Source organism: Xanthomonas sp. SHU 166, assembly GCF_000364685.1.
GTDB classification, from domain to species: Bacteria; Pseudomonadota; Gammaproteobacteria; order Xanthomonadales; family Xanthomonadaceae; genus Xanthomonas_A; species Xanthomonas_A sontii.
Genome location: NZ_AQOJ01000350.1, coordinates 1 through 1,829 on the forward strand (window position 1 = coordinate 1; position 1,829 = coordinate 1,829).

A 1,829-nucleotide genomic window follows, 5' to 3' on the forward strand; every position below is an offset into this window, starting at 1 on the left:
CGGCGAGGGCAGGCATGGCGCCAGTCTAGTCGGCCCCGGCGCGGCGCACTGGCCGTTTTCGGACAGCAATGCCGCGGCTGTCGCGTGGCCGCGGTGACCGCGGTTTAGGCGCAGTTGGGGAGGTTCCGCGCGGCGGCACTAGACTAGGTCCACAGGCGCCTGGCGCCTGTCTTTTTCGTCTCGTCCATGGATCCTCCGTTTGGCCGCTCCGTTCAGACTCTGCTGGTTGTGGCTGTGTTGCCTGGGCCTGTTGGCCTGCGGGCAGCAGCCGGCGTCGGCACCGCGGACCGTCGCCGACAGCCCCTCCGCCGATGGCGAGCACATGGTCTCGATCGGTGCGCCGCCGGCACCGCCGCCGCATGCGGTCGCGCCCAAGCGCGACCCGCAGGCCTGGGACGAGGCCACGCTGGAGAATGGCGAGGCCTTCATCAGCTGCGACACCGACTATGCCGCCGACGCCGGCGATGGCCAGCCGCTGGCCGGGCTGGACCGGCCCGCCGTGGAGGCGGCGCTGGCGCCGTGCCGCGAGCGTGGGCTGATGCGGGTGCGCTATGTCGGCAAGATCAACGCCGGCTTCGCCGAAATGGTGCGGCGCCTGGCCGAAGTGGCCAGGCAGACCGGCATCGGCAAGCGCGTGCTCGACCTGGATTCCAGCGGCGGCCAGGTCGAGGCGGCGATCCGTGCCGGCGATGCGATCGGCGAATCCGGCTGGACCGTGTGGGTGCGCGAAGGCTCGGTCTGCCACAGCGCCTGCGTGTTCGTGCTGGCCGCCGGCGACAACCGGCTGATCTCCGGCAAGGTCGGCATCCACCGGATGATGCGGATCAGTTCCACCGCGACCTCGCGCGCCGAGCTCAATCGCGAGCTGCAGGAGGTCTATGGCAACGTCAAGGACTACCTGGAGCGCAACGGCGTGGCGGTGGCGGTGGCCGATCTGATGATGACCGTGCCCAACCGCAGCCTGCGCCTGCTCAGCAGCGACGAACTCAAGCAGTACGGGCTCGACGGCACCAACGCGGTGCAGGACGACCTGGAGCGGATCAAGCAGTTGCGCAAGTGCGGCGACGATTTCGTGCGGCGTAAGGATGCGTTCCTGGTCGCCTTCGACCAGGAGTGCAAGACCAAAAAGGACGTGGACCTGGAGAGCCTGACCGCCTGCGGCCAGGCGCTGAAGCAGCGCTTCGGGTTCCCGGACCAGGCCTGTCCGGCGGAAAGCCCGCTGTCGGAGATCGACGTGGCGACCCTGCCGCTGGCCTCGCCCGGCGCCTGAACGGCCGCTGCGGCGCATGCCGCCCATTCACGTGGCGGGCATGGACGCGGGGCTAGCGTCGCCGCATCCCATCCCGGAGCGCGCGCATGGCCGCCGGAACCCGCTTGATGCTGCGGCTGTACCTGCCCCCGGCGTTGCTGGCGTTGGGCGGCTTCGCGATCGCCGAAGTGCTGCTGCACCTCGCCAACGGCCTGCACGCGCCCTGGCTGGCGCGGACCGGCTCGCTGCTGAGTCTGTTCGGCCTGCTCGCGGCGACCGCGTGGGCACTGTGGGCGAGCTGGCGCGCCTGGCACCGCCAGCGCTATGCCGCCCCGGCCGCGGCCGCGGGAGTGGCGAGCGAGAATACGGTAGTGGCGAGCGAGGAGACGCCATAGGGCCGCTGCGCTGGTCCGCACAGGCCGCGTAGACTGCGGCCCTTGCCACCGCCGCTGCCGAGCGATGTCCTTGTCCATCTCCTTCGCGTTCCGCCTCACTCCCGTCCTGCTGGCCCTCGTTGCTGGCGTCGCTTCCGCGCAGACCGCGCCCCCGGCATCGTCCGCGCCCGCGCCGACAACTGCCC

Annotated in this window: 2 protein-coding genes; both read left to right on the forward strand. The window is 71.0% G+C overall.

Going from position 1 to position 1,829, the window contains the following annotated elements:
* Positions 1–241 precede the first annotated feature (241 nt).
* Positions 242–1,270, forward strand: coding sequence for a hypothetical protein (locus D180_RS10160; RefSeq protein WP_225851644.1), 1,029 nt, complete (start codon positions 242–244; stop codon positions 1,268–1,270).
* Positions 1,271–1,356: 86 nt separating this feature from the next.
* Positions 1,357–1,644 carry a hypothetical protein gene (locus D180_RS10165; protein ID WP_017912710.1) on the forward strand — a complete coding sequence of 96 codons (288 nt, stop codon included), beginning with the start codon at positions 1,357–1,359 and terminating at the stop codon, positions 1,642–1,644.
* Positions 1,645–1,829 lie beyond the last annotated feature (185 nt).